Here is a 20,227-nt window from a genome sequence, read left to right on the forward strand (position 1 = left end):
GGCCTGGTCGTGCAGCGCCGCGGCCGCGAGGGCCGCGCCGATGGCCAGCGCACCGGCCGCGACGATCATCTTCTTGCGTACGGAAGCCATGAAGGGAAGAAAGTTGGAGGAGGCGCTATTGTGGCCGCACGCGAATGACGGAATGCGGACGCCGCGATTACATTTTTGTCAGGTTCGGCGTGCGCATGGCACGGTTCGCTATCCTGTCGCTTCGATACGCTATCCGAATGCCTGGATGATGAGCTCATTGATCGACTGGATCCTGCACCTCGACACGCACCTTGCCGCGCTCGCGTCCAGCCACGCGGTCCTGGTCTACGTCGTGCTGTTCGCGGTGATCTTCATCGAGACCGGGGTCGTGATCCTGCCCTTCCTGCCGGGCGACTCGCTGCTGTTCGTGGCGGGAGCGATGGCCGCCCAGGGCACGTTCGGCCTGCCCGTCCTGGTGCCGCTGCTGGCCCTGGCGGCCATCCTCGGCGACAGCATGAACTTTGCGATCGGCGGCCAGTTGCGCGCGCGGATGCTGGACAAGCAGCGGATCCGCTTCATCAAGCCGGAGCACCTGGAGCGTACCCACGATTTCTTCGACCGGCATGGGCGCAAGACCATCGTGCTGGCCCGTTTCGTACCGGTCGTGCGCACGTTCGCCCCCTTCGTGGCGGCGCTCGGGCATATGGCTTACAAGACTTTCCTGGCTTACAACATCGCGGGCGGCCTGTTGTGGGTGGGCGCGCTGGTCGGCGCCGGGGTTGCTTTCGGTAACCTGCCATGGGTCTCCGAGCACCTGACCGTGGTCATCCTCGGCATCGTCGCTGTCTCGCTGCTGCCGGGCCTGATCGGCTGGCTCTCGGGAAAAAAACAGGGGGAAGCGAGCACGAGTCGCTGACAAGCTATGTCTCGGCTCGGTTTCGTCTGGACCGTCATGCCGACCAGCACAAGGAGGATTGACCACATGGAAAAAACCAAAGAACATCCTTTAGCTAAAGTTCCCGAAGTCACGCTGGGCTTCTGGATCATCAAGATCGCCGCCACCACGCTGGGAGAAACCGGCGGCGACGCGGTGTCGATGTCGATGAACCTCGGCTACCTGATCGGCACGGCCATCTTCGCCGTGGTATTCCTGGCGGCTGTCATTGCACAGATCAAGGCCAGGCACTTTCATCCCTTGCTGTACTGGGTCACCATCATCGCCACCACGACGGTCGGCACGACGCTGGCGGACTTTGCCGATCGCTCGCTCGGCATCGGCTACGCCGGCGGCTCGGCCTTGCTGCTGCTCTTGCTGTCTGGTTCGCTTTTCATCTGGCATCGCAGCCTCGGCTCCGTGTCGGTGAGCACCGTGAGCTCGCCCAGGGCCGAAGCGTTCTATTGGGTCACGATCATGTTCTCGCAGACCCTGGGCACGGCACTGGGCGATTGGACCGCCGATAGCGCGGGTATGGGCTATTCCGGCGCCGCCGTCGTGTTCGGCGGCACGCTCGCGCTGGTCGCGGCCGTGTATTACTGGACCCAGATGTCACGCACCATCCTGTTCTGGGCCGCGTTCATCCTGACCCGTCCGCTGGGGGCCGTGGTCGGCGACTTCCTGGATAAGCCCCTGGACCACGGCGGCCTGGCATTGAGCCGGTATTCCGCGTCGGCCGTGCTGTTTGGGTTCATCCTGACCAGCCTGCTGTTGTTCCGGCAACGGGCGGCCCGCGCCGCACACTGAACGCGGAAGGTGGATGTTCCGATGCTGAGAAGCGGACCGGCTTGAGCGTGCGGGTCATCCTGCGCGACCTGACAAAATTGTAATCTCCAGGTCGGATTGCTGTCATGTCCGGTCGGCCATAATGAGCGGCTGCCCTGCGCGAGCGTCATGGGCCAGCTGACGATCCACGGACATGAGAACAAGCTTGTTGACAACCTGGCTCCGCCCTTCTGCGGGCAGCCGCGAAGCCGGCGCAGTACGCTTCATCCTGGCGCTGGCGCTCGCCAACACGGCGTTGTTCCAATGGCCGTTGTATGCCCTGGCGGCATCCACCCGCGCAAGCTTCGACTGGAGCAGCGCGCTGGCGATCGGCACCCTGTTCGTATTCCAGCTGACGATTTCGCTGGGGGTGCTGGGCTTGTGCGCCCTCGTTTCGATCCGGCTTCTCAAACTGGCGTGCGCCGTGTTCGCCATCGGTAACGCCGCCGCCCTGTATTTCATCGTCCAATACGGAATCGTCATCGATGCGACGATGGTGGGAAACATCGTCAACACGAATGTGAAGGAAGCTTCGGAACTGGCGCATCCGAAGCTGCTCCTGTACGTGATTGCCCTGGGGCTCGTGCCGGCCGCGCTCATCCTGCGCCAGCGCGTCGCCGCTGCGCACCGTGTGCGCAGCGCCATGGTGCTCGTGCTCGCGCTGGTGCTGGGTTCCGCCTGGCTGTACGCGAATGCGCAGAGCTGGCTATGGATCGACAAGAACGCGAAGGCATTCGGCGGCCTGATACTGCCGTGGTCCTACGTGATCAACGCGGCGCGGTACTACAAGTCGGAGGCGGAGCGCCATCGCGTTGTGGAGCCGCTGCCGCCGATTACCGCCGAGCGGCCCGGCGGCATGGTGTTCGTGCTCGTGATCGGCGAGGCCGCGCGCGCGCAGAATTTTTCCCTGTTCGGCTATGGCCGCGAAACGAACCCCCGGTTGCGGCAGGACGGCGTGCTGGCCTACCCGGGGGCGCACGCCTGCGCGACGTACACGACCGCGTCGCTGCGCTGTATGCTTTCGCATCGCGGTGTGGACGGAATCTCCGGCAACGACGAACCCTTGCCGAGCTATCTCCATCGCCACGGCGTCGAGGTGATCTGGCGTACGAATAATTTCGGCGAACCGCCGCTGCAGACGAGCCGTTACGACACCGCCGACCAGATCCGGAAAGCGTGCACGCAGGATTGCGCGCGCCTCGACTACGACGAAGTGCTCCTGCACGGCCTCGATGCGATCCTGCACGACGGGAAGCCCGACACCAAGACCCTCGTCGTCCTGCACCTGGGCGGGAGCCACGGACCGCAGTACGCCAAGAAATATCCGCCCGAATTCGAGCGGTTCAAGCCGGCCTGCCAGAGCGTCGACCTGCAGAAATGCAGCCCCAGCGAACTGGTGAATGCCTACGACAACACGATCGTGTACACGGATGAGGTCCTGCACCGCGTCATCCAGCTGTTGAAGTCGGCGACGGCCAGGCCGAGTGCGATGCTCTACATGTCCGACCACGGCGAATCGCTGGGGGAGGGCGGCCTGTACCTGCACGGGGTGCCGATGGCCATCGCACCGGAGGTGCAGTACATGGTCCCGCTGCTGGTATGGACGTCCGACGAATTCGTACGGCGCGGTGGCACCCTGACGACGCCGCAGCGTTTCCGCAAGCCGCCCTCCCACGACGTCATCTTCCATAGCGTCATGGGAGCGATGGGCTTGCGCAGCGCAGTCTATGTCCCGGAAAACGACCTGTTCCAATTTATCACCCAGCCATGAACGACCGATCGATATTCCGTCTCGCCTATACCGAAGTCCGGCGTCCGCTCGCGCTCGTCGCCATCCTGCTCGTCGGGATCGTCCTGAGCGCGGCGTTTCCGAGCAAATTGGCGAGCTATCCGGTGTTGCCGGCAGGCACCAGCGTTCCCGCGGAGGTCAGGTTGACCGAGAACTATGTGCGCTTCGTCCCGACCGCCGTACAGATCGTATTGCCGCTCGTGCTGGGCGATAAAGTCGGGCTCGTCCAGCTGCTTTACGTGGGCGTGTCGACCACCGTCGTGACGCACGGATTGAAGCATTTTCTCGATGACAGATGGGTGGATCGCACCCGGCTTGGCCAGCGGCCGAATGGCGGATCAATCAACATGCCGTCCGGACATTCGTCGATGGCGTCGTGCGCGGTGTATTTCATCGGCAGGCGCTACAGCCTTTGGCTCGGACTGTTGCTCTCGGTAATCGTTGCGATGACCATGTATGCGCGGGTCATGCTAAATGCGCATACCATTTCCGCGGTGATCGCCGGGGCCCTCGTGGGATGCCTGACCACGGCATGGTTTACCTCGCAGAAGTAGTGGCTGTGCGAGCAGCGCGCCCGGGACGAACCTTCCCGAGTTTCGCATGCTCGCCAGGGCGGCTCTCGGCGTGCAACTGTGGCCGACAGGCACGTGACTGGCGGGCATGCACCGAACTCATCTCGTATGCAGGGTTCGCGGGCCGTCGGCAGATCCCATTCGCGTTACCATGTCCGTAATGGCCCAGAGCGCGATGGCGAGCACGATCGGGAATATCGATTGCCTGATGCCGGTTATTGCCAGTCGCGTATCAATGAATTCCGCGTGGTATCCCGGATGGTACTAAGCCGAACGTGCCGTTAAAACGCTAGTCGATTCATGGGCTTAGCTCAGCCATTTATGATCGAATGGGGAGTGAAGAGTCGTCGTAACTAATTTTTAAGTAAGATTTGGCGAGCCGTTGATCGTTCAGGTTGGATGATCAACGGCTTTTCTATTTCTTCACGAGATAAGGCGCGGTCGCGACCATGCGGCTTGCGACCCGGTGCGATGCCGGAGTCGTCAACACCGCGTCGAAGCGCGGTACTCACGCGCTATGCTGAGCAGCCATTGCTTGAACGGCTGAAGCGAAGGCGCGTTCTGCTTCGATTCGGGATAGACAAGGTAGTAGCCCTTGTCGTTGAGCAGTGACATCTCGTTGGGCACGATCAGTTCTTTGCTTGCCAGCTCGGCCAGGACGAAGAAGCGGGGCACCAGCGCTACCCCGAGTCCTGCACGCGCGGCCTCCACCAGCATGGAAAATAATTCGTAGCGTTGGCCGCTCATGCAGTCGACATCGTGCACGCGCGCCTGCGCCAGCCACTGGCGCCAGGCATCGGGGCGGGCCGATTGATGCAGAAGCGGCAGCCGTGCCAAGGCCGACGGCGCCAGGGACCCTGACCCGTTCAGCAGTTCCGGACTGCATACCGGAACCATTTCTTCGCCAAATAAATGCTGGGTGATGGCACCTGGCCATACGGGATTGCCGAAGTGGATGGCCGCGCTGAACGGCGTATCCGTGAACAGGAATGGCTCGGAGCGGGTCGTGAGGTTGAGCGTGATATGCCCGTGTTGCGCGTAAAACTGCGGCAAGCGCGGGATCAGCCAGCGTGTCGCGAACGTTGGAATCACCGCGAGCTCGAGGATGCCCTCGGCGCCGCTCCGGGTCGCGACCGCGAGGGTGTCGCGTTCGATCCTGTCCAGGTTGTCGCGCACCTGTTTCGCATACGTCTCGCCGACCTCGGTCAGGCTGACACGCCGCCTGACGCGGTTGAACAGGGGCAGTCCCACGTAGTCTTCCAGCGTTGCGATCTGCCGCCCGATCGCGCTGGGCGTCAGCGCCAGTTCGTCCGCACTGCGGGTAAAGCTCTGGTGCCGCGCCGCCGACTCGAACGCGATCAGGGCTTCCATGCTCGGGAGTTTTCTTCTCACCGTTGTTTCCTCAAACGCACAATGTCGCGCATTTTTATCGTTTGTGCCACAGGGTCTTTGAACGAATACTAAGCACTGCTGCAAGTCAATCTTACGTACTTCGAATTTTCGCATTGCGAAACTGCTTTGATGTTTGCGTTGAATCAAAGCATTGCACTGCCAGTACGCAGCGCCATCGCAAATCATCAATGGGACATGGAGGAAGACATGCTAGTCGAAGTTGCCGCACCCCGATTCAAGCCCTACACCCGACTGACGATCCAGCAGGCGCCGCAATGGGCGGCGATGCCCACGCATTTGCAGGAAGCCGTGCTGGTGGTATCCCGCGTCCTGCCGTTCCGCACGAACCAGTATGTGATGGATGAACTGATCAACTGGGACAATGTGCCGGACGATCCGATCTATCGCCTGACGTTCCCGCACGAAGACATGCTGGCGCCGGAGGACTATGCGCTGCTGCGCGACCTGGTGCTGGTCAAGCAGGACGAAGTCGCCATCGAACGCGAGGTGCGCCGCCTGCGGCTCGGCATGAATCCGCACCCGGCGGGCCAGATGACGCACAACGTGCCGTCCATCGACGGCGTGCCGCTGCGCGGCCTGCAGCACAAGTACAAGGAAACGGTGCTGTTCTTCCCCAGCGCCGGCCAGACCTGCCATGCGTATTGCACGTTCTGCTTCCGCTGGCCGCAATTCGTCGGCATGGACGACCTCAAGTTCGATGCAAAGGAATCGAACGAACTGGTCAGCTACCTGAAGCTGCACCCCGAAGTGACGGACGTGCTCATCACCGGCGGCGACCCGTTGATCATGAGTACCCGCGCGCTCGCCGGCTACCTCGAGCCGCTGCTGGCGCCCGAGCTGGCGCACATCCAGAATATCCGTATCGGCACCAAGTCGGTCTCGTACTGGCCGCACCGCTTCGTCACGGACAAGGATGCCGATGAACTGCTCCAGCTGTTCCGCAAGGTGGTCGACGCCGGCAAGAACCTGTCCGTCATGGGGCATTACAACCACCCGGCCGAACTGCGCCCGGCGATCGCGCAACGCGCCGTCAAGCGGATCGTCGGATCGGGCGCCACGCTGCGCATGCAGGCGCCGCTGATCCGCCACATCAACGAGGATCCGGCCGGCTGGGCGGAATTGTGGACCACGGGCGTGCGGCTGGGCGCCATCCCGTACTACATGTTCGTGGAGCGCGATACGGGTCCGAGCCACTACTTCCGCCTGCCGCTGGCCAAGGCCTACGAGACCTTCCAGGCGGCTTACCAGCAGGTGTCGGGACTGGCGCGCACGGTGCGCGGGCCGTCGATGAGCGCGTTCCCCGGCAAGGTGGCGATCGACGGCATCGTCACGATCGGCGGTGAAAAAGTCTTCGCCCTTCAATTCCTGCAGGCGCGCAATCCGGACTGGGCGCGGCGACCGTTCTACGCGAAGTTCGATCCCGAGGCCACCTGGCTGGACGACCTGGTGCCGGCCTTCGGCGAGGTGCGGTTCTTCTTCGAGACCGAGGAAGAAGAACCGCACCGCGTGATCCCGATTGCCGCGCCGCGGGTGCATGCCCACGCCGCCACGGCCGGCGATGGCGCAGGGGATATGGACACCATGAGCACGGGAACCTGACATGACGCGCTTACTGCATCGGCAAATCCATCATGCCTATCCGCGCGCCGTCGGCGGCGAGGGCATCCATCTGATCGACGCGGCGGGCAGGCGCTATATCGACGCCAGCGGCGGGGCGGCCGTGTCCTGCCTCGGCCACCAGCATCCGGCGGTGCTGGCCGCGCTGCACGCGCAGCTCGACCAGGTGGCCTACGCCCACACGAGCTTCTTCACGACAGACGTCGCCGAGGCGCTGGGCGAGGAATTGCTGGCCCAGGCGCCGTCCGGGATGTCGCACGTGTACCTGGTGTCGGGCGGCTCCGAGGCCGTCGAGGCGGCGCTGAAGATGGCGCGCCAGTACTTCGTGGAGCGCGGCGAGCACCAGCGCCGCTACTTCATCTCGCGGCGCCAGAGCTACCACGGCAATACGCTCGGGGCGCTCGGGGTCGGGGGCAACGCTTGGCGGCGTGCCCAGTTCGCGCCCATCCTGGTCGACAACCACTACATCGATCCCTGCTACGAATACCGCTACCGGCACCCGCATGAGACCGGCGAGGCATATGGCGTGCGCGCCGCCGCCGAGCTGGAGGCGAAGATCCACGAACTGGGTGCCGCCAACGTCATTGCATTCGTGGCCGAAACGGTCGTCGGCGCCACCCTCGGCGCCGTCCCGCCGGCACCCGGCTACCTGGCGCGGGTCCGCGACATCTGCACCGAGCACGGCATCCTGCTGATCCTCGACGAAGTCATGTGCGGAATGGGACGTACCGGCACGCTGCATGCTTGCGCGCAGGACGGCGTGGCCCCCGACCTGATGACGGTGGCGAAGGGCCTGGGCGGAGGATATGCGCCGATCGGCGCGACGTTCGTGGCCAGGCACGTCTACGACGCGTTCGCCAAGGGTTCGGGGATGTTCCAGCACGGTCACACGTATGTAGGCCATCCGCTGGCCTGCGCCGCTGCGCTGGCCGTGCAGCGCACGGTCCGCGAGGAGCGCCTGCTCGACAACGTGCAGGCCCGCGGGATCCAGCTGGAGCAGGCCTTGCACGTGCGTTTCCGCGATCATCCCCATGTCGGCGACATCCGCGGCCGCGGCTTGTTCTGGGGCGTCGAACTGGTGGCGGACCGCGGCTCGAAGCTGCCCTTCGATCCGGGACGGCGCCTCCACGCCGACATCAAGTCGGCGGCCATGCAGCGCGACCTGATGGTGTATCCGATGGGCGGAACGATCGACGGCCGCGCCGGCGACCATGTACTGCTGGCGCCCCCGTTCATCTGCGACGCCGCGGCCATCGACGCCATCGTCCTGCGGCTGGGAGAGGCTATCGACGCGGCCATCGCCGGCCGGCGCGCAGGCGACCATTGACCACCGCATCACTGAAATGCAAAGGAACGACACCATGTCCCGTATTCCCTATGCGGCGCCCGGCCCGGAGGCGCCGCAGGATCTCGTCGACGCCATCCTCGCCCGCCGCGGCGGACGCCTGCTGAACCTCGACCGCATGCTGCTGCGAAGCCCGGCTTTCGCCAGGGGCTGGAACGCCTTCCTGGGCGAGGTCAGGACCGGCCTCGGCTTGTCGCCCAGGCTGCGCGAACTGGCCATCTGCCTGGTGGCCGTCCTGAACGGTGCCGATTACGAGTTCCACCATCACGCCCCCGAGTTCATGAAGGCCGGCGGCACCGCCCAGCAACTGGCCGCGTTGCAGCGGCTCGAACACGGTGTGCCGGACCCGGCCCTGTTCGATGCGAGCGAACGCGCCGTCGTCCGGCTGACGTTCGAGATGACGCGCGACGTGCGCACTGCGGACGCCACGTTCGCGGCGGCGATCGCCGCGCTGGGCAACCACCAGCACGTGGTGGAACTCGTCGGCGTGATCGCCACCTACAACATGGTGTCGCGCTTCCTGCTCGCGCTGCATATCGAGCCCGAAGCAGTGGCGCCCCGACCATCCCGACCCTGAAGAGGCAACGCAATGACGTACGTGGTCACCGAAAGCTGCATCAACTGCAAACATGCCGATTGCGTGGAAGTCTGCCCCGCGGAAGCCTTCCACGAAGGAGCGAACTTCCTCGTCATTCATCCCGAAAAATGCATCGACTGCGAGATGTGCGTGAGCGCCTGTCCGGTCGACGCGATTTTCTTCGAAGCGAACGTGCCGCTGGAACAGAAGGAGTTCGTCGCACTCAACGCCCACTACGCGGCAGTCTGGCCCGTCATCCTGGACAAGAAGCCGGCCATGCCGGACGCGGGATACTGGCACGGCCGGCCGGGCCGGCGCCAGCTGCTCGATCCGGCGCCGGCGCCGGCCTAGTATCGCGACCCGGCAAAGTATCGAACAGGGCATGACTTCGGCTGTGCGATTGACATTTTTAGTGGGATCAGCACGTTACCCCGGCTGTTGATCATCGAAGGGGGAGCGAGTTTCCTTTCTTCGTCTTGGCGGGCTTTTTTCCAGAAGGATGCATGCCAGTGCCGGCGCGGCGCGCGAGCGTCATGCCCAGCACCGCGCCGGCGCCGAGGCAGAAGGCGATGCACAGCGCGGCGGCGACGAAGGCGTGCGCGATCGGCGCCGGGTCGTCCCGTCCACCGAGGACCGTGTAGAAGATCCCGCCGATCAGGGCCACGCTGAGCGCGGTGCTCACCTGCCGCCCCGCCCGGACGGCGCCTACGGCCTGGTGATCGACGGACGAAGGGTCCGGCAAGGCACGATCCCTGGCGGACGTGTCCTGCGCATCGACCCGTCGACATGGTCCTCGGGCACGGCGCCGCAGGCAGAGGTCGAGGAAGGGCGGCCTGGCCTGTTGCGCTTCGCCGACCTGCCGGCGGGCAGCAAGGAGGTGGAAATCTGGCTGCCTCACGACGAGGCCACCGAGCTCTTCACCTTGCGGAGCAACGCAGCGCTGGACGCTTCCGGGCACAGTGGCCGAAAAACCTGGCTGCATCACGGCAGCTCGATCAGCCACGGCTCCAACGCCCGGCATCCGACGGGCATCTGGCCGGCCATGGCGGCCCGTCTTGCCGGCGTCGATCTGGTCAACCTGGGCTTGGGCGGCAGCGCGCTGCTCGATCCCTTCGTGGCCCGCACCATCCGGGACCAGCAGGCCGACTTCATCAGCCTCAAGCTCGGTATCAACGTCGTCAACATGGATCTGATGCGCCTGCGCGGTTTCGGTCCGGCCGTGCATGGCTTCCTGGACACGATCCGCGAAGGCCACGAGGCGACACCACTCCTGGTCCTGTCGCCCATCCTCTGCCCTATCCATGAAGATACGCCCGGCCCCTCGCTGCCCGTTTTTTCGGGCGGACAGTTGGTGCGACACACGCGCTGATGGGTGAGCGGTTTGCCGCCGCAGCCTTCGGCGAGGGCGGCCATTTGCTTGAGACCGACTACCACGTGGACTGGATAATATTGCCGCTGTCGAGGCTGGCTGCATCCTTGAATGCTGTCCCGCTGTTGGTTACCGTGTTGCCGCTGATCGTCCAGTTTTTCGGACCGCCTGCAGGTTCCGTGCCCTCGGCCGTATTGTCTGCCAGATAAACAGCGACAAATCCCGGTACGGTGTTATTCGAGATGGTATTGTTGCTGACTACAGTGCCGGTGCTGCTGCCCAACAAAATGCCGCGCGGGGAGACAGGAGAGAGCGACGCATTGTCACGAATCGTGTTGTTCTCGATTGTCGTGCCTTGGGTGCCGTATTCAACCGAAATACCCAGGGTATTGCCGACCAGATCGTTATCGTGGATCCAGTTATAGACGCCAGTCTTGTCATGGGTGGAGCCGGAATTGCCCAGCGCGATGGCCGCACGCTGCGAATTGGTGATCGGGTTGTTGGTGACCTCGTTGGCGTATTCGTCTTCACCGTGCAGATCAATCGAGTCGAGTCTGGTGCCGTCGAAGTGGCTATTGGTAATCAGGTTATTGTGCGCCCAGTATTGGACAATCACGCCGTGGCGAATATATGGCGCCACAGTCGTATTGTTGTCGAACTTCACAAAATAAGTGTCTTTCAGCGGGTTACCCAGGAAAGGGTTGGTGCCGGCATCCAGGTGGGAATCACCGGTGATGACAAATCCGTAACCTGCTCCGCCCCCGCCGACATCGGTGGCATTACGGGCGATCGAACTTTTCACCAGGATGTCATGCGAACCGCCGCCAATACGCACGCCGATGCGGTCGAACTTTTCGCACACGACGCTGTCGATCGTGACATTGTAGGTATTCTTGCCGGTCGCAATCATGTTGAGAGGACCTCCGGCAGACGGATTGTTGTGCGCCGTATCGGTGGAATAGGTACCAGCCCAGGTCGAAGTGAACGTCAGATGGCCCACCACGATATCGTGCAAACCGATGATGGTCATGGCCGAACCGGCCAGGGAAAGGTCGGATTTGATGATGGCACCGTCGCGACTTTGCCCCATGATATGGACCCCGCTCTTTTTCAAAGCGATGGTGGAAACGTTGTACGTTCCGTTCGGAAAATATACGGTGCTCCCAGGTGCGACATCGGCGAGAACGGCATCGATGGCTGCCTGGTCACTGCTCGCGTTATCGGCCAGATCAATGTTCTTGCCTAATTCGGCTGCCCGGGTGACGACATTGACGATCGTGGGTGCGGCGGCTGGAGCAGGAATCACATGGAGAGTGCCGTCTGATTCGCGCAGACCGGGATTGCCCGGCGGGACTGTCGTGGCGATGGTGGATAACATCCTGCTGGTCCCGGTGCTGCTGACCGTATTCCCGGCACCGCAACCGGCAACCAGCATCGTCACGGTCAAGCCTGTACCCACTATGTTGAAATTCAGATTCTTGATATGCATTGTCGCCTCCAATCGTTTTATCGGTCCTTGAGTACGCGGTGTGGAGAAACATTGGCCAACAATGGTTGGCCTACTGCTTGAGGTAAGGTTTGATCGACGGAATCGCTGCCGTCAATTCCGCCTGGACGATCCCGGCGAAAAAATCCGCGCCCTTGGCCCCGACGTGGGTATAGTCGAACGCCCGTTTCGGTGCGCCGGCGACTTCGACGCCGTTCGGATTGGAGGAGACGGGTTCTTGTTCCGGCGGCGCCACCGCCAGCGTGTCGGCTTCTTTCGGACCCATCGCCTGCACTGCAGCAATGCTGTCGGCATGCAGGTCAAGGAAGACAGCCTTTTCGCGAGCCGCGGCCACGCGGGTGGCCTGAGCCCAAGGCCCGAGTGTGTCTTTCAAATAGGGGCCCTTGAAGGTCCGGCGAGCGAGCGGCGAGACCAGGACCGGCACGCCGCCGAGCGCTTTTGTCTCGCTCGCGTAGCGCGCCATATTGGGCCCGAACCCGGTCACGAGGTCGGTCGAGCGCTCACCCTTGCCAGGCTGGTCGTTGTGTCCGAACTGGATCAGCACATAGGTGGCGCTGAAGGCGTTCCCGTCGCGCAACAGGGTCTCGACTTCGGCCCAGCGTTGTTCCTTTCGGAACGTTGACGTGCTGCGGCCACCGCGCGCCAGGTTGATGCACTTGACGTCGGCAACAAAGCGCGCGCACAGGGCGTCACCGTAGCCGCTCCCGCTTGCCATGGTCGAGTCGCCGACGAGGATTACGCGGATAGGCCTGGGTAGGTCGGCGGCAGCGGAAAGATCGCTGCAAAGTACCAGGGCAATCGATACGAAGAGAGTCGAGAAGCGTCGTGACATGGTGATCTCCCGAATGTAGAGGTCGTCGTTTACCGCGTGCCGATCACCATCTCGTCGAGGATGGCCAGCCCGGTGCGAGCCAATCTACAGGATAAATCGTTCGGGTGCAACGATTTAGTGCATCGATTTAGTTGATCGGCAACGGCGCATGGTTGCAGCCAATTCGTATGGGAAGAATGTGCCGGTCATCATGCCGGCGAGGAAACTTACGCCGGTTTGGCTGGCCGCGATCGCGTCATGATGTCCTCATGTCGCGCTTGCAAGTTAGCGCGAGGGCGGCGCGGTCGATGCCCGCACGATCAGCTCCGGCGCGAACAAGGCGCCGCCGGGGGCGGAGGCGGGCGCCAGGATGCGCTGGACCGCTGCGTCGGCCATGGCCTGGATCGGCTGGCGTATGGTAGTCAGCGCCGGATCATGGGCGGCCGCGAAAAAAATGTCGTCGATGCCGATCAGCGAGCAATCCGCGGGAATCCGCTTGCCCAACTGCTTGAGGCCGACCCCGACGCCGATTGCCATCATGTCGTTGATGGCAATGGCCGCGGTCGGCCTGGAGGGCGCCGCCAGGATGCGCGCCGCGCTGCTGCGGCCCATCCCGAACAACTGGGTGTCGCCATGCGGGTCGCTGGGTATGTCGGACGCGTCGGTAATCAACAACTCGCCGCTGATGCCGGCTTCGGCGACGGCGTGCTGGAAACCGCGCACCCGCTCCTGCCGGTTCAGGGTGAAGGGCGGGGGCGTCAGGAGCGCGATCGCACGGTGGCCGAGCGCGGCCAGGTGCGCCACCGCGATCCCGGTGGCAGCCGCGTTGTCCATCGAAATGGTGTTGATGTGGGAATGGCGCTCGTCAGTTTGCTTGATGTCGAACGCCACCACCGGACAGCGCGCCGCAATCGATGCCAGGTGATCGGTGTCGCTGAGTGCCGAGCCGGTGATCACGCCCTGTACGCCATACGCCAGCAGGTCTGCCGTCAGAGTGCGCTCGCGCTCCGGGTCGCGAAATGTGCTGAAGGTCATGACGTGACAATGGTAGCGCGCGGCGGCGGCCTCCACTGCGCAGGCCAGCGCCCCGAAGAACTGGTTGGCCAGCGACGGCACGAGCAGGCCGACCATGGCGGCGACGCCGGTCTTGAGCTGGCGCGCGGCAATGTTCGGGCGGTAGCCCAACTGCTTGATCGCCCATTCGATTTTGGCCTGCGTCTCCGGGCGCATTTGGCCCATCCGGTTGTTCAGGTAGTTCGAGATGCTCGAGGGGGATACGCCCGCCAGGCGCGCGACGTCCTGAATCTTTGGTTCGCTCATGGTTTCTCAATCGGCTCAACATCCGGCGCACAGCATTGTCGCCTGGACAACCGCATTATAGTCCATGGTTCTAGTAAAACGTTGCAAATGAGAGCCCCGCGAAATGCAGCGTCATCCGGCAGGACACCTTGAAACCGATTGCATCAACCTGGCGAGATCCCCCGAGACCGATTGATGCCCGGTTGACGCGAACACGATTTGACAGTAACCTGCGCTGCCGCTACTAAATCGTTACAGTAAATCGGTTTAGTGTGGCAGAGCGTGGGAATCTCATACAAATTGAAAGAAGCAACGAATGAACGCACCTGATCGATACGCGGTGATCGGCCATCCGGTCGCCCACAGCAAGTCACCCCAAATCCATGCCGCGTTTGCCGAGCAGACCGGACAGAATCTCACCTATGAGCGCTTGCTGGCCCCGCTGGACGGCTTTGCCATCTCCGTGCGTGGTTTCGTGGCGCAGGGCGGCAAGGGTCTGAGTGTGACCGTACCCTTCAAGCTCGAGGCGCACGGGCTGGCCGACACGCTGACCGGGCGCGCCCGTGCGGCCGGCGCGGTCAATGCCCTGCATATCGTCGATGGACGTATCGTGGGCGACAACACCGACGGCGCGGGCCTGGTGCGCGATATCGAACACGGCGCAGGTGTCGCGCTCAAGGGCAAGAAGGTCCTGATGCTCGGCGCGGGCGGCGCGGCGCGCGGTGCCATCCTGCCGCTGCTGCAAGCGGGCGCGGCATCGCTGACGATCGCCAATCGCACGGCGGCGAAGGCGGCCGGACTGGCTGCGGGGTTTGCTGCACACGGGACCATCCTGGCCCGCGATTTTCATGCCCTGCAGGGCAGCTTCGATGTCGTCATCAACGCCACGTCGGCCAGCATGGACGATCAGTTGCCGCCAGTGCGCCCTGATGTGTTCGCGTCCGGCGCCCTGGCTTACGACATGATGTACGGCAGGGAGCCAACCGTGTTCATGCGCTTTGCGGCCGAGCACGGCGTAGATACGCGAGACGGCCTGGGCATGCTGGTCGAACAGGCCGCGGAAGCCTTTCTACTGTGGCGCGCAGTGCGCCCCGACACGGCGCCGGTGTACGCCGCACTGCGTGCCGGCGACCAGCGCACCCCGCCGACAGCGGAACCATCGCAATGAAGCGGCTGCCACCGTGTCGACCGCAAGCATCCCTCACGGTGCGGGCACCGGGCAGGTGGCATTGATCATATCGACTATTTAACCGGACCAAAACATGACTCAAGCAGTATCCCGCAGCACATTAGACACCCTCAAGACCGTCAGCACCGCCACCCTGACTTCCTTGCTGTATAAACGTGGCTTTCGCAATGTGTTCATCCAGGGGGCGCGCCCGCTCAAGCCCGGGCAGCGCCTGGCCGGACCGGCTTACACCTTGCGCTATATCCCGTCGCGCGAGGATCTGGACGGCATCGAGACCTTCCGCGACCCGCGCCACCCGCAGCGCGTGGCGGTCGAGGAGATCCCCCCTGGCGCGGTGCTGGTCATGGACTGCCGCGGCGATGTCTCGGTGGCGTCGGCCGGCAGCATCCTGGCCACGCGCATGCAGGTGCGCGGCGCGGCCGGCATTGTCACCGACGGCGGATTGCGCGATGCCAGCGGTATCGCCCGGCTCGCTATGCCGGCCTGGTGCTCCGGCGCCTCGGCGCCGACCAATCTGATCCGTCACCATGCGCTGGACCTGAACGCGCCCATCGGCTGCGGTGGGGTCCCCGTGTATCCCGGCGACATCATGGTCGGCGATGACGACGGCGTGGTATGCATCCCGGCCCACCTGGCCGAGGAGATCGCGCGCGACGCGCTCGAGATGGAGCGTTTCGAGGACTTCGTGCTCGAACAGGTGGCGGGCGGCGCATCGATCATCGGCCTGTATCCCGCAACGGCGCCGGAGACCTTGCCGCTCTATGAAGCCTGGCGGGCACGCCGCGGCGCCGAATAACCACGACACCCGGCGTGCGGGGAAACGGGCTGGGCGAACAGTGGCGTTTCCCTGGATGCGGCGAACCGGCGCTTCAAACCATCATGCAAGGATCCACATGACTCACATGACAAACACACACGGCGTCGACATGGTCGCCGGCGTTCGCTGCAGCGTGGGGGAAAGCCCGCTGTGGTGCGCCGACCAGGCCGCATGGTACTGGGTCGACATCCTGGCCAGGACGATCTGGCGCCTGGATGCGGCGTCGGGCCGGCTCGACACCTGGCAAACGACGGAAATGGTCGCATCGATCGCGCTCAAGCAAAGTGGCGGCTTGATAGCGGGCATGGAGAGCGGCATTTTCAGCCTCGAACTGGGCAGTGGCCCGATGGCTGCCGAACAGAAGCTGGCGACGCCGGCCGGGGGCCTGGATCCCGGCATGCGTTTCAACGACGGTCGTTGCGATCGCCAGGGGCGATTCTGGAGCGGCACCATGTGCGCGGATATTGCCGCCAACCGGCCGCTGGGCAACCTGCATCGCTACACCGCGGAGCACGGCGTATCGGCGCCCATCGTCTCCGGCCTCCTGGTGCAGAACGGCCTGGCCTGGTCGCCCGATGGGCGCACCATGTATCTGTCCGACTCGCACCCCCGACGCCAACTGGTGTGGGCATTCGACTACGACGTCGACGAAGGCATGCCGGGCAGGCAGCGCCTGTTCGTCGACATGAATGCGTTTGCCGGGCGGCCGGATGGGGCGGCGGTCGACAGCGACGGCTGCTACTGGATCTGTGGCAATGATGGCGGGTGCATCCTGCGCTTCACGCCGGATGGAAGGCTGGACAGGCGCATCGATGTACCGATGTTGAAACCCTCCATGTGCAGCTTTGGCGGCGCCAGGCTCGACACCCTGTTGGTGACGTCCATCTCCGCCGGCAAGGTCGAGGGGGACGATTGGGCCGGGGCGGTCGTCATGCTGCGCCCCGGCGTCACGGGCGTGGCGGAAACACCGTTTCACGGTTGAGTGCGCCGATGCCGGGCGAACCCGGCATCGATGCGGGCACTGTAACGTTACAGTCACCCGCCGTGGAAAAGCTGCCGCCCGTTCAGAACGAGTAGGTCGCTCGCAGGTTGAACGCGCGGCCCACCGGACTGGCTTGCCCGCTGAGGTAACCCTCGTTGCGGTAGTTCGCGGCCGGCGGGTCGCGGTCGAACACGTTGTTCACCCCGCCCATGATCGACCACTTGCGCGAACCCGTGTAGGCGAGCGACCAGTTCACCAGCAGGTAGGGGTCGATGCGGTGGTAGAACAGGGAGCCGGCGTTCAAGTCTTCAAAGCTCTGCCGGTACTGCTCCGACAGCGTCGAGCTCCAGTGGCCGCCGCTGCTGCGCCATTTCTGCGACGCCGTGTAGCGCCAGCGGTAGGTGAACACGTTGGCGTCGAGCGGGCCGAAGGTGTTGACGCTGTCGATCCAGGGGCTGTCGTTGGTCAGGCGGGTGCGGAAGCTGTGCACGTAGGTGCCGTCGAACTGGACGCCGAAGGTGCCCCAGCGCGTGCGCGGCAGCGTGTAGGTGGCCGTCACGTCGATGCCGTCGGTGCGCTGGCCGCCCATGTTGTTCAGGCGGTCGTCGATGTACAGCAGGGCGTTGGTCTTCGGATCGCGTACGAACAGGCTCGCGTATTGCGGCTGGAACAGCGTGGCCTGCGCCATCTGGCCGATTGCGTCGCGCAGGCGCACATTCCAGTAGTCGAGCGAGACCAGCAACGACCTGGTCGGCGTGAGCACGACGCCGAAGTTGATCGTACGCGACTTCTCGGGCCCGATCGAGGGGTTGGCGCCGGTGTTGATCGGGAGCCTGGCGGTGCACACCGTGGTGGGCGAATAGCCGGGCAGGGCGGTGCCGCCCGAATTGCCGCCTGGCGCGCCGCCCGGGCACAACAGCGGGTCGTTGTAGGTCGTGGTTGTCACGCCGGTGGGGCCGTTGACGGCGCCGAAGTAGCGCTCGCCCAGCGTCGGCGCGCGGAAGCCCGTGCCGACCGCGCCGCGCAGCATCAGCCAGCCGGACGGCTTGTAGCGGAAGCTGATCTTGGGATTGGTGGTGCTGCCGAAGTCGTTGTAGCGGTCCGTACGCACGGCGATGTCGACGTCCAGTGCCTTGGTCAGCGGCGCGTCCAGTTCCACATACATCGACGCGACGTTGCGTGACGCGTGTACGTCGAGCGCGGCGGTGGCGGAGCCGGTCTGGCCGCCGGACAGCGCGACGGTTGGCGGCACGAACGAGCGGCCAAAGTCGTGATAGGTCGTGGCGCCGGCGGCGACGGCCAGCGGGCCGCCCGGGAGCGGCATCAGTTCCCGGGTGATGGTGAGGTCGGCGCCGGTCAGGCGCGTCAGTCCCTTGCCCGCCAGTTCGCCGTTGGTCGAGATACTCGCGAGGTAGGCTTTCCCCTTGTCGTCCTGCAGGCCGAAGGGATTCAGCACGCCGTTGGCCACGCCGGCCAGGAGACCATAGCTGTTGACGAAGCCGGAACGGAATGAGGAATTGGTCGCGTAGACCGCGTTCCATATACCGACCTTGTAGTCCCAGGCGCCGAGGCGGCCTTCGTCCTCGAGCGTCACGCGCGACTGCGACTTCTGGTAGTTCAGCACGGTCGGGCCGAGGTCGCCGATCAGCGACCAGGCCAGCGTCAGCGTCTGGTCGGTGATGCCGGCCATCGCGGGCGTGATGCCCTTGCCCGGATAATACGGGCTGCCCGGCGTGATGGTGAGGGCCGGGAAATTCTGGATCGAGGCGTCCAGGCCCGTGGTCGGGTTCTTTACCGGACGGACATAAATCGTGGAATACAGCACCGTGGCCGTCAGCTTGTTGTCCTCGGATAGCATCTTCGAGCCCTTGAGGAATAGCGAGGACTGCTTCTTCGCCGTGGTCAGCGTCAGCGTGTTGGCGTTCGCGATCGCCGAGCAGGTGTTGCTGGTGCCGGGCTTCGAATACGGCGGCAGGCAGCCGCGGTCGAAATAGGGGTTGCCGGTGATGGTCTTGTTGCCGACCTTGGTCGAGCCGTTGGCCAGCGTGACGTTGGCCGGCACCGCGTTGGTGCCCTTGGTCAGGTGCGGTGCCGCGAAGCCGGCGCTCATCAGCCGTTCGGTACTGGTGATGTTGGGGCGGGCGTCCTGGCCGAGCGGAATGTTGTTGTTCAGGTCGCCTGTGACGTAGACATTCCAGCCGTCGCTCGATAGATTGCCCTTGCCGGCGATGAAGGAGAGCCCTTCGGTCTCGCCGCCGCCGCTGCGCTGCGGCACGCTGCCCTTGACCGTGAACGAGGCGCCGCTGTACGCCTTCTTCGTGACGAAGTTGATGACGCCGCCGATGGCGTCGCTGCCGTACACCGACGAGGCGCCGTCGCGCAGCACCTCGGTGCGGTCCAGGGCGCTGACAGGGATCGTGTTCGGGTCGATTGCGCTGTCGGACAGGCGCTTGCCGTCGAGCAGGACGAGGGTGCGTGCGGTCCCGATGCCGCGCATGTTCGCGCCGTTGCCGTTGCCGGCGCCGGTGGCCGGCTCGTAGTCGGCCGCGGTCGACATCGACATCAGGATGTCCGCAACCGTGATCGCGCCTTGGGCGACCCAGTCCTCGGCCTTGGTGACCGTGACCGGCAGCGCCTGGTCGGCGGCGGCGCGCTTGATGCTGGAACCGGTGATCTCGACTTTGCTGACCGTGTCTGCGGCCGGCGTTTGCTGGGCGCGGGATGCGGGCGCCAGGCCCAGCAGGGCCAGGGTGACTGCCGCGGCGATCGGTGCGCGGGTGAACTGGCGGGGGTGAATTATCGTATGCAAAACCTTATCTCCTTGGTGTTGTAGTTGGTTTATTGAGCAGTGCGCGCAGCCAGCCACGTTTCGAAGCGTGCGCGGGTCTCGGGTGCCGTCGGCGGATACAGGCCGATGATGCTGGCGCCGTTCGCCACTTCCTCGAGCACGAAATCCTCGAAGCGCTCCTGCTCGGCGCCGTCGCGCGCGACGTCGTGGGCCAGGTGGGCCGGGATGCAGACCACGCCATCGTCGTCGCCGACCATGATGTCGCCCGGATAGACGGCAACCCCGCCGCAGCCGATCGGCGCATTCAGGTCGAGCGCATGATGGCGGATCAGGTTGGTCGGCGCCGACGGGCCCGAGCACCAGGCCGGCATCTCCAGGCGCGCGATGCCTGCCGCGTCGCGCAGGCCGCCGTCGGTCACGATG

Annotated in this window: 17 protein-coding genes and 1 pseudogene; 12 read left to right on the forward strand and 6 right to left on the reverse strand. The window is 64.3% G+C overall.

Features of this window, described 5'->3' with window-relative positions:
- Positions 1-238: 238 nt before the first annotated feature.
- The 4 genes from ACEN88_RS06835 to ACEN88_RS06850 all read left to right on the forward strand — a co-directional run bounded on the left by ACEN88_RS06835 (position 239) and on the right by ACEN88_RS06850 (position 4,072).
- Positions 239-886 carry a VTT domain-containing protein gene (locus ACEN88_RS06835; RefSeq protein ID WP_413338164.1) on the forward strand — a complete coding sequence of 216 codons (648 nt, stop codon included), beginning with the start codon at positions 239-241 and terminating at the stop codon, positions 884-886.
- A gap of 66 nt (positions 887-952) precedes the next feature.
- Positions 953-1,711, forward strand: a complete 759-nt coding sequence (locus tag ACEN88_RS06840; protein WP_413338166.1) for a hypothetical protein — start codon at positions 953-955, stop codon at positions 1,709-1,711.
- 187 nt (positions 1,712-1,898) lie between these two features.
- Positions 1,899-3,500: a phosphoethanolamine--lipid A transferase EptA gene (gene eptA / locus ACEN88_RS06845; protein ID WP_413338168.1), complete on the forward strand. Its 1,602-nt coding sequence runs from the start codon at positions 1,899-1,901 to the stop codon at positions 3,498-3,500.
- On the forward strand, positions 3,497-4,072 hold the full coding sequence (locus ACEN88_RS06850; RefSeq protein WP_413338170.1) for a phosphatase PAP2 family protein: 576 nt from the start codon (positions 3,497-3,499) through the stop codon (positions 4,070-4,072). Before eptA ends, ACEN88_RS06850 begins: the two co-directional genes overlap by 4 nt.
- Before the next feature lie 501 nt (positions 4,073-4,573).
- Here ACEN88_RS06850 and ACEN88_RS06855 read toward each other — a convergent pair.
- Positions 4,574-5,461 (reverse strand): LysR family transcriptional regulator, encoded by an 888-nt coding sequence (locus tag ACEN88_RS06855; RefSeq protein WP_413338172.1) that lies wholly within the window; start codon positions 5,459-5,461, stop codon positions 4,574-4,576.
- 228 nt (positions 5,462-5,689) lie between these two features.
- On the opposite strand from ACEN88_RS06855, the gene ACEN88_RS06860 reads away from it, so the two are divergent.
- From ACEN88_RS06860 to ACEN88_RS06880, 5 genes are all read left to right on the forward strand, one after another.
- On the forward strand, positions 5,690-7,102 hold the full coding sequence (locus ACEN88_RS06860) for a KamA family radical SAM protein (protein ID WP_413338174.1): 1,413 nt from the start codon (positions 5,690-5,692) through the stop codon (positions 7,100-7,102).
- A gap of 1 nt (position 7,103) precedes the next feature.
- On the forward strand, positions 7,104-8,447 hold the full coding sequence (locus ACEN88_RS06865) for an aspartate aminotransferase family protein (protein ID WP_413338176.1): 1,344 nt from the start codon (positions 7,104-7,106) through the stop codon (positions 8,445-8,447).
- Positions 8,448-8,481: 34 nt separating this feature from the next.
- A complete protein-coding gene (locus ACEN88_RS06870; RefSeq protein WP_413338177.1) occupies positions 8,482-9,042 on the forward strand; it encodes a carboxymuconolactone decarboxylase family protein in 561 nt (186 codons plus the stop codon).
- 12 nt (positions 9,043-9,054) lie between these two features.
- On the forward strand, positions 9,055-9,393 hold the full coding sequence (fdxA, locus tag ACEN88_RS06875) for a ferredoxin FdxA (RefSeq protein ID WP_413338179.1): 339 nt from the start codon (positions 9,055-9,057) through the stop codon (positions 9,391-9,393).
- A gap of 148 nt (positions 9,394-9,541) precedes the next feature.
- Positions 9,542-10,411, forward strand: a complete 870-nt coding sequence (locus ACEN88_RS06880; protein ID WP_413338181.1) for an SGNH/GDSL hydrolase family protein — start codon at positions 9,542-9,544, stop codon at positions 10,409-10,411.
- A gap of 58 nt (positions 10,412-10,469) precedes the next feature.
- On the opposite strand, the gene ACEN88_RS06885 is transcribed toward ACEN88_RS06880, so the two are convergent.
- From ACEN88_RS06885 to ACEN88_RS06895, 3 genes are all read right to left on the reverse strand, one after another.
- The gene (locus ACEN88_RS06885; protein WP_413338183.1) at positions 10,470-11,900 is read right to left on the reverse strand and encodes a right-handed parallel beta-helix repeat-containing protein; all 1,431 of its coding nucleotides are present in this window, start codon (positions 11,898-11,900) and stop codon (positions 10,470-10,472) included.
- Between the two features lie 70 nt (positions 11,901-11,970).
- Positions 11,971-12,750 (reverse strand): rhamnogalacturonan acetylesterase, encoded by a 780-nt coding sequence (locus ACEN88_RS06890; RefSeq protein ID WP_413338185.1) that lies wholly within the window; start codon positions 12,748-12,750, stop codon positions 11,971-11,973.
- 264 nt (positions 12,751-13,014) lie between these two features.
- A complete protein-coding gene (locus ACEN88_RS06895) occupies positions 13,015-14,049 on the reverse strand; it encodes a LacI family DNA-binding transcriptional regulator (RefSeq protein WP_413338187.1) in 1,035 nt (344 codons plus the stop codon).
- A 295-nt stretch (positions 14,050-14,344) separates the two neighbouring features.
- Between ACEN88_RS06895 and aroE the strand changes: the two genes are divergently transcribed.
- From aroE to ACEN88_RS06910, 3 genes are all read left to right on the forward strand, one after another.
- Positions 14,345-15,196: a shikimate dehydrogenase gene (gene aroE, locus ACEN88_RS06900; protein ID WP_413338189.1), complete on the forward strand. Its 852-nt coding sequence runs from the start codon at positions 14,345-14,347 to the stop codon at positions 15,194-15,196.
- A gap of 94 nt (positions 15,197-15,290) precedes the next feature.
- Positions 15,291-16,013 (forward strand): ribonuclease activity regulator RraA, encoded by a 723-nt coding sequence (locus ACEN88_RS06905; protein ID WP_413338190.1) that lies wholly within the window; start codon positions 15,291-15,293, stop codon positions 16,011-16,013.
- 97 nt (positions 16,014-16,110) lie between these two features.
- Positions 16,111-17,016, forward strand: coding sequence for an SMP-30/gluconolactonase/LRE family protein (locus ACEN88_RS06910; RefSeq protein WP_413338192.1), 906 nt, complete (start codon positions 16,111-16,113; stop codon positions 17,014-17,016).
- A gap of 82 nt (positions 17,017-17,098) precedes the next feature.
- On the opposite strand, the gene ACEN88_RS06915 is transcribed toward ACEN88_RS06910, so the two are convergent.
- Together ACEN88_RS06915 and ACEN88_RS06920 are read right to left on the reverse strand one after the other, a co-directional pair.
- Positions 17,099-19,825, reverse strand: coding sequence for a TonB-dependent receptor plug domain-containing protein (locus ACEN88_RS06915; protein ID WP_413338194.1), 2,727 nt, complete (start codon positions 19,823-19,825; stop codon positions 17,099-17,101).
- Between the two features lie 29 nt (positions 19,826-19,854).
- A pseudogene (locus tag ACEN88_RS06920) lies at positions 19,855-20,227 on the reverse strand (ribonuclease activity regulator RraA); the annotation flags it as partial.

Origin of the sequence: Massilia sp. CT11-108, from assembly GCF_047302915.1 — a bacterium.
In the GTDB taxonomy this organism is placed as follows: Bacteria; Pseudomonadota; Gammaproteobacteria; order Burkholderiales; family Burkholderiaceae_D; genus Telluria; species Telluria orientalis.